Here is a 7,122-nt window from a genome sequence, read left to right on the forward strand (position 1 = left end):
AATGCAGTTGCGGCTCCCAATGCCATCACCAAGGCTCGACGAATACTTCCCCTCATGGATCCTCCTCCAGCGCGAACATGCCCATGTTGGCGTGAGCGGGTAAAATCTTCCCGGAATATCGCCACGCTAACGAGCACGAAATCGGCCAAACCGCCGAACAGATCCGGCGCGGCGTACGTGAGTCATCGCCGATGCCCCGTCGGCGTCTCCGCGTCCGCCGCGCGCTATCTGCACCGTGCGCACCAGCCGTCTCGGCGGTCGCCGCCATCACCACTGGCAGCAGTTCACGCTGACTATCGGCACACGAGAGCGGGGCAACACAGCGCGGGATCGACTCAACCAGCTGTGACCTTCTCACAGGTCAGCGCCATGCCCGATCGCCCGGAAGCTGCCACCGCTCTCGGTTCCACAGCCGCGAGGGTGTACACCGTCGACAGCAGCCTGCTCGCCATCGCGGGTAGCTCGAACGCGGCGGAGGCGGCACCCAGATCGGGTGCCGCCCTCCGCCGTATGCGGGGTGGGTCGGGGATCAGGGCAGCGCAGGAAGCCGAAGAGGCAGCCACTCCTTTGTGCCTCCTCGGGGACAGGATCCTCAGCGGCTTCCGGTTCATGCTTCATAACGCTGCAGTCCCTGTCCGGGAAGGGGGCTCCCAGCCTTCGTCGGGCAGGACCTCGCGGCCGCAGGTTGGGCAGGGCCACACGCCGCCTTCCGCCGGCGCTCGCCCTCCTCCCACTCCCGGCGCTCGCCTGCCTCCCGGGCGTCGCGCTCCGCGCGGTGGTGGTCTTCACGTGTACGGAGGGCCTGGGGGTCGTCAGGATTGTCCAGGGCATCCTCGAGGGTTTCCCAGGCGGAGTGTCAGTAGCCCCGCGAGACAGGCCCGTGGGGGCCGGGACGTTGGAGGCGGGCCAGGGTCGTGGCGATGACGGGGACGGGGACGGGGCCGTCGTAGTCGCGGTAGCCGCCCTCGTGGTTCTCGAAGGTCGGGTCACTGTGCCACTGGCCCCTGCAGCTCGCCCGCAGGCGTCCGCTGAGCGGACGCCGCGACCGGATGCCGTCTTGACGGTGCGCCGTCAAGACGTCACGATCGGGCACGCACCGCGCCCCTTCCGCCCTCCGCGGGGAGGGGCGCACCGGTACGTCCACGCCCTGATCCCTTCGCGCGTACGGAACTCGGAGCCCCCACATGACTCTCTTCCCCAGACGCACGACCGTGGCAGCAGCGGTCTCCTTCGCCCTTACCGCCCTGCTCGCCCCCGCCGTCCCTGCAGCCGCGTATGCATCCGCCGTCCCGTCCTCGGCCGCCGTTCTCGCGGCGCCGGACATCCCGGTGGCCAACGTCAAGGCGCACCTCGCGCAGCTCCAGTCCATCGCCACCGCCAACGGCGGCAACCGCGCCCACGGCAGGGCCGGCTACAAGGCCTCCGTCGACTACGTGAAGGCCAAGCTGGATGCGGCCGGGTTCACCACCGCGCTCCAGACGTTCACCTCCAGCGGCTCCACCGGGTACAACCTGATCGCCGACTGGCCGGGCGGCGATGCGAGCCAGGTCGTGATGACCGGCGCGCACCTCGACTCCGTCACGGCCGGCCCCGGGATCAACGACAACGGCTCCGGCTCGGCCGCGATCCTGGAGACCGCCCTCGCCGTCTCCCGGGCCGGCTACCAGCCGTCGAAGCATCTGCGCTTCGCCTGGTGGGGAGCGGAGGAGCTGGGGATGGTCGGTTCGACGTACTACGTCAACCACCTCGCCACTGCCGACCGGGCCAAGATCGCCGGATACCTGAACTTCGACATGATCGGCTCGCCCAACCCCGGATACTTCGTCTACGACGACGACCCCACGATCGAGAAGACGTTCAAGGACTACTACGCCGGCCTCTCGATACCCACCGAGATCGAGACGGAGGGCGACGGCCGCTCCGACCACGCGCCGTTCAAGAGCGCCGGCATACCCGTCGGCGGACTCTTCTCCGGCGCCGACTACACCAAGACCGCCGCCCAGGCTCAGAAGTGGGGCGGCACCTCGGGCCAGGCCTTCGACCGGTGCTACCACGCGTCCTGCGACACCTCGGCCAACATCAACGACACGGCGCTCGACCGGAACAGCGACGCGATCGCGTACGCGGTCTGGGGCCTGTCCGCCGCGACCACCCCGCCGCCCGCCGGCACGGTCTTCGAGAACACTGCCAACGTGGCCGTACCGGACAACGGGGCTGCCGTGACGTCGGCCGTCGCAGTCACCGGCCGTACGGGCAACGCACCCGCGACGCTCAAGGCCAGCGTGGACATCAAGCACACCTTCCGCGGCGACCTGGTCATCGACCTCCTCGCGCCGGACGGGTCCGCGTACCGGCTGAAGAACTCCAGCTCCAGCGACTCCGCGGACAATGTCATCGCCACCTACACGGTGAACGCGTCGAGCGAGACCGCCAACGGGACGTGGAAGCTTCGGGTCCAGGACGTGGCCGCGCAGGACACCGGATACGTCGACAGCTGGAATCTGACCTTCTGACGCGAGCGCGCGGCACGTGGTACGCACCACGTGCCGCGCTTCGGCCTTCTGCTGTCAACTCCCCTACGTGCGGGCGCAGTCGAAGCGGGCGGCTGTTCCCGCCGTGTTGAGCGACCATGGACCGATCTTCCACGCGTTCGCGGCGGGCAGCTTCCAGACGCCGGTGCTCACCCAGCGGACACCGGGTGGAGGGGCCGGTGGTGTGAACGCGGCGCTCGTACGGGCAACGGCCGTGCCCATAGGTCCGGCGCCAGAGGCTTCCGCGGGGGCCTGGAGCAACCTGGGCCCTTGCGGGCCTCCCGAAAGGGCAACAATTACTCAGGCACCACGTGCGCGCCTGCGCTCGCCGCGGCTCTCACGCCAGTTTCGTCCGGCCCGCCGGGCACGATCCGTGTACCAGTCGCGGAACTTCCACGCGGCCACAACAACGGGTGCCATGATCAGACCGAGGAGCAGAGAGCTGCTCCAGCCCTCGTCTTTGCCGAAGTGCAGATACAGGACGCCTCCCACGAACGCGAGAAGGAACAGCAGCAGGAACTTCACCGGCCTCGAAGGACTCATACAGATCCTGCTACCCGCAATCCGGCCCCGCACCAGCTGCCACCGACAACGCGCGGCACCCTGGCACCGGACGAGAGTGGGTCCGCTCGCTCCCTGTGGGGGGACCTGGTCCGACGGATCAGACCATAGAGGTAGGCCAAGTAACCCTGTGGAGCGACGTGTTAGGGGCATCCGGAGACCTAGCGTCGGCTGTATGACCACCAGACGTCGCAGAGCCGCCGCAGCCGCCCTGCTCGCCCTCGCGCTGTCCGTCCCGCTCCTGGGCGCCGCACCCGCTGCGTCTGCCCCGGGCGCGCACACTCCCTCCCAAGTTCCTTACAGCAGGTTGGCCTTGCCGCTTCCCACCGGTCCATACACGGTGGGCGTCGCGCCCTGCACTTGGTCGACAGACACCGCACCGACCCGTGGGTGCCGACGGCGGGGAACCGGGAGCTGATGGTGTCGGTGTTCTATCCCGCGCGCGGGATGAGGGGTTCCCCGGCGGCATACATGACCGCTGACGAGGCAGAGCTCCTGCTGGAGGCCAGAGGGCTCGGCGGCGTGGTGTCCGCCGCAACGGTTGCAGGGGCGCGTACTCATGCTAGGGAAGGTGTAGGCCCTGCGCCGGGGCGTTTCCCCTTGGTCTTGCTCTCTCCGGGATTCTCGATGCCGCGCACCACACTCACAGCGGTCGCCGAGGATCTCGCGAGTCGCGGCTATGTCGTTGCCTCCGTGGACCACGCGTACGAATCCGTTGGTACGGCGTTTCCTGGGCGTCGGCTGCTGACCTGCGTGGCCTGCGAGCGGGTCGACACGTCCGAGGAGCAGGCAGCGGTGGTGCGCGGCCGAGCCAAGGACATGTCCCTAAGGGCTGTCCCGCAATCCCTGGCGGGCGCACGACGACAGCTACGGCACCTCGCCGCGTTGTCGGAACGCCCGAATACATCCAGTATGCGGACGTCCCTCCGCCTTGCGATGCACCGCATCTGACGCCGCGCGCTGATCCACCAGGGATTACGGGACAGCCCTTAGTGATTGACGAGCTGACGAAGGACCGACAGGCGAGGGCGTTGTCCCGTGCGATCGACCCGAGTCGGATCGGAATCGCGGGGCATTCGATTGGGGGCGCGAGTGCCGCGGCAACCATGGCCGCCGATCACCGTGTGCGGGCCGGGGCCGACCTGGACGGTGACTTTTTCCTGCACCCTGCTGCTGAGGGGCTCGGCCGACGCCGTTCATGATGCTCGGCGCCGAGTCCACGCACAGCCCTGGCAGTGAGAACACCGACTGGTCTGAGGCATGGAAGCACCTGAGTGGCTGGAAGAGCTGGCTGACGGTGACCGGCGCTGAACATTTCTCCTTCACGGATCTGCCCTGCCTCGCTGGCCAGCTGGGTCTGTCAGACCCCGCCGCGCCGCTCTCCGCAGAACGCGGTTGGTACATAACCCGAGACTATGTGGCAGCCTTCTTCGATCTTCACCTGCGGGGCATACCACAGCCCATCCTCGATGGGCCCGTGGCCGCGTATCCCGAGGTGGTACCCCGGCAGCGGTCAGGGTGAACGAGAAGGACCCGTCATCAAGCAAGGCGACCTGCGTGATGGGCTCCGGGGCTTGTGGGACAACGCCGACTCACGCGGCGCCGTGACGTTCTATCTCAAGGGCGACGAGGCCAGGGTCAGAGTGAACAACGCCGACGCTTCCGCCTCGGAGGAGAGGACCTACGACACCGGCATCAAGCTCCAGCCCACCGGCGACGACGAAGCGGCCGACGCCTAGCCACCGGCCTCCGCTTCCCCGCGCTCGCCCCAGACACATGGGATCAGATCTGAACCAGATCACCGGAAACGGGGATGGCGGGGCGGGGCGGCTCCGAAGCCAGACATCTCAACGAACACAGTCCACCTGCTCAGAAGCCCAAGGCTGCCTGGGTTCAATGCGAGCGGTCAGTTCGATCTGCGCCCCGTGGAAAACAGGAACGCCCGAGCGGTCAGCTCGGGGCGTTCCTAGGATGCCGCTCAGATGACTTGGATGTTCTCCGCCTGCGGACCCTTCTGGCCCTGGGTGACCTCGAACTCGACCTTCTGGCCTTCCTGGAGCTCACGGAAGCCCTGGGCGTTGATGTTGGAGTAGTGGGCGAAGACGTCGGCGCCGCCGCCGTCCTGCTCGATGAAGCCGAAGCCCTTCTCCGCGTTGAACCACTTCACAGTTCCGGTGGCCATGTACTTCTCCCATTCGGGGACGAGGGCCCTCGCGGATGAAGGCCCTTGGGTGTGGGTTGCTTGCCCTGGTCCTCCGACGCCTGATGGAGCGGTACTTCGGACGCACGACTGCCAATCACGAGCCAAGACCTACCCAGCCACCTCAGGAAGGCAAACCGATAATCGGGCTGAGTGACCGTGGTGGACCGCCGTCGCACACACCAGAAGGTATCCAGATGGTGTCGCGCGGTGCTGTCGGGCGCACGTACACGGTCTGCGTCTGCTCGGAGGCACCGTCGATGGAGATGGCCATCGCTCCGTTCAATCGTTGCCGGTGCTTCGGGCTCCTCGGTGGAAGGTGCCCGGTCCTCCATGAACCGGGCCCAATGGGTTCCGCCCGCAGAGAGGGCGGGCGGGCTTTTTCAGGAAGGGAGTTCCAGCGCTGGTTGGCGCCACCGTCACAGGCCCAGATGTCGAGCTGTGTTCCGTTGGCGATGTTGAAGCCCGGATCGTCCAGGCACTTGCCGGACACGGGTTCACCAGGGAGCCGTTCGACGACTGCCACTGCTGGTTGGCTCCGCCGTTGCATGTCCACAGCCCTACTAGTGTGCCATTGGCTGTGCTGCCGCCGGTTACGTCAAGGCAGAGCCCGTTCGCCCGCAGCGTGCCACTGGTGAGCGTCCACTGCTGGCCGAGGACCCATTGCAGTCCCACAGGTCTGCCTTCGCACCAGCCGTCGTGGACCCCCCGAAGTCGTCCAGGCACTTGGCACCGTTTACTGCGGAGGTGATCTGGCCGGTGGGTGTCGTCGTGCCACCGCCGGTGTTCTGATAGACGGCGAACCAGTCGACGCTCATGGCCGAGCCCGAGGTGATGTTGCCCGCCTGCGCCGCCGAGGAGCAGCCGCAGACCTTGTCGGGGTAGGAACCGGCATCGCGAGGTCGAAGATGGCGAAGAAGCCGTGATCGATGGCTTCCTGCCAGGTGGCTACCGAGACCTGGTTCTCGTTGACCGTGAAAGTCACGTTGCCGTCGAGGTAGAAGCGCAGCTGCTCGGCCGCAGTGTTGGAGCGGTCGATGATCGCCGAGTAGGTGTGGTAGCCCGTCTGGCAACCGCCGCAAGGCTGCAGGTCACTGGTGATGCCGTCGGGGTCATGGCATTCGCCGGCCCATGCACCGCAGTGGAAGGTGGTGGAGTGCTTGCTGAGCGCGTTGACGTCTTCCATGATGTCAATCTCGCCGATATGGGCCAGTTCGTGGCGCCGGCCGGACGTGCGTCGGCGCCCATGGCCCAGAGGCGGGCCAGTAGCCTAGGCCGCTGGAGGGTTGGGCTGCTGGATGGAGGCGCTGATCTGGAGCTGTCCGCCTGCCGGAGCTGCGAAATCGGTGCGCTGGGTCTCTACGCGGCCCGACGTCCAGTGTCCGGAACCGTCCCGGATCGCCTTGATGCCATGTGTCCGTTGCCATCCTGGTACACATTCTGAGTGGAGTCGGTAGCCGACTCAATCTCACCGGTGCCCCAGTTGGCGGCACCGCCCTGATATCCGGTGCCGATGTCGTACAGCCAGTTCGCGCGATTTAGCCCTGAGTTGGCAGCTCCGTTGAAGTCGTCGCTGAACATGGTGGTCCATCCGGCGGGGCGGTGGAACGGCCGCGAGGCCAAGCCGCCGCTGATCACGAGGCCGATGGTGCCGGCAAGGAGCGTCAGCACGGCGCTGAGCATGGAGATCGGAGAACGGTGGCGGCTGAACCTGCGTCTTGACCTGTCACCTGGCAGAGTAAATTTCCTCATGAGGAGCTTCGCCTTTCTGCGCTGATGTTTCGGTGAGTGTGGGGTTCTTCGTAGGTGACAGGCCGCGTGGTGCCGGCC

Annotated in this window: 8 protein-coding genes and 2 pseudogenes; 3 read left to right on the forward strand and 7 right to left on the reverse strand. The window is 67.0% G+C overall.

Translation table 11 applies throughout. The features are described from left to right. Positions 1-856: 856 nt before the first annotated feature. Positions 857-1,075, reverse strand: a complete 219-nt coding sequence (locus tag LNW71_RS35475) for a hypothetical protein (RefSeq protein WP_250972325.1) — start codon at positions 1,073-1,075, stop codon at positions 857-859. 109 nt (positions 1,076-1,184) lie between these two features. On the opposite strand from LNW71_RS35475, the gene LNW71_RS35480 reads away from it, so the two are divergent. Next, entirely contained in the window at positions 1,185-2,513 is a 1,329-nt protein-coding gene (locus LNW71_RS35480; RefSeq protein WP_250972326.1) for a M28 family peptidase, read from the forward strand. 318 nt (positions 2,514-2,831) lie between these two features. Here LNW71_RS35480 and LNW71_RS35485 read toward each other — a convergent pair whose 3' ends face one another. Beyond that, positions 2,832-3,074: a hypothetical protein gene (locus LNW71_RS35485; RefSeq protein WP_250972327.1), complete on the reverse strand. Its 243-nt coding sequence runs from the start codon at positions 3,072-3,074 to the stop codon at positions 2,832-2,834. A gap of 193 nt (positions 3,075-3,267) precedes the next feature. Between LNW71_RS35485 and LNW71_RS35490 the strand changes: the two are divergent. Both LNW71_RS35490 and LNW71_RS35495 read left to right on the forward strand, forming a co-directional pair. Further along, positions 3,268-3,917: pseudogene (locus LNW71_RS35490) on the forward strand (alpha/beta hydrolase); the annotation flags it as partial. Between the two features lie 749 nt (positions 3,918-4,666). Continuing rightward, positions 4,667-4,831 carry a hypothetical protein gene (locus LNW71_RS35495; RefSeq protein WP_250972328.1) on the forward strand — a complete coding sequence of 55 codons (165 nt, stop codon included), beginning with the start codon at positions 4,667-4,669 and terminating at the stop codon, positions 4,829-4,831. A 239-nt stretch (positions 4,832-5,070) separates the two neighbouring features. On the opposite strand, the gene LNW71_RS35500 is transcribed toward LNW71_RS35495, so the two are convergent. The 5 genes and pseudogenes from LNW71_RS35500 to LNW71_RS35515 all read right to left on the reverse strand — a co-directional run bounded on the left by LNW71_RS35500 (position 5,071) and on the right by LNW71_RS35515 (position 6,963). Beyond that, a complete protein-coding gene (locus tag LNW71_RS35500) occupies positions 5,071-5,274 on the reverse strand; it encodes a cold-shock protein (RefSeq protein ID WP_250972329.1) in 204 nt (67 codons plus the stop codon). 142 nt (positions 5,275-5,416) lie between these two features. Then, positions 5,417-5,842, reverse strand: a complete 426-nt coding sequence (locus tag LNW71_RS37220; protein WP_374119563.1) for an RICIN domain-containing protein — start codon at positions 5,840-5,842, stop codon at positions 5,417-5,419. Then, positions 5,809-6,018, reverse strand: a pseudogene (locus tag LNW71_RS37225) (ricin-type beta-trefoil lectin domain protein); the annotation flags it as partial. The pseudogene LNW71_RS37225 and the gene LNW71_RS37220, both read right to left, overlap by 34 nt. Positions 6,019-6,106: 88 nt before the next feature. Beyond that, on the reverse strand, positions 6,107-6,478 hold the full coding sequence (locus LNW71_RS35510) for a hypothetical protein (protein ID WP_250972331.1): 372 nt from the start codon (positions 6,476-6,478) through the stop codon (positions 6,107-6,109). A 173-nt stretch (positions 6,479-6,651) separates the two neighbouring features. After that, complete coding sequence (locus LNW71_RS35515) at positions 6,652-6,963, reverse strand: hypothetical protein (protein WP_250972332.1); 312 nt, start codon at positions 6,961-6,963, stop codon at positions 6,652-6,654. Positions 6,964-7,122 lie beyond the last annotated feature (159 nt).

Origin of the sequence: Streptomyces sp. RKAG290, assembly GCF_023701695.1 — a bacterium.
Taxonomy (GTDB): Bacteria; Actinomycetota; Actinomycetes; order Streptomycetales; family Streptomycetaceae; genus Streptomyces.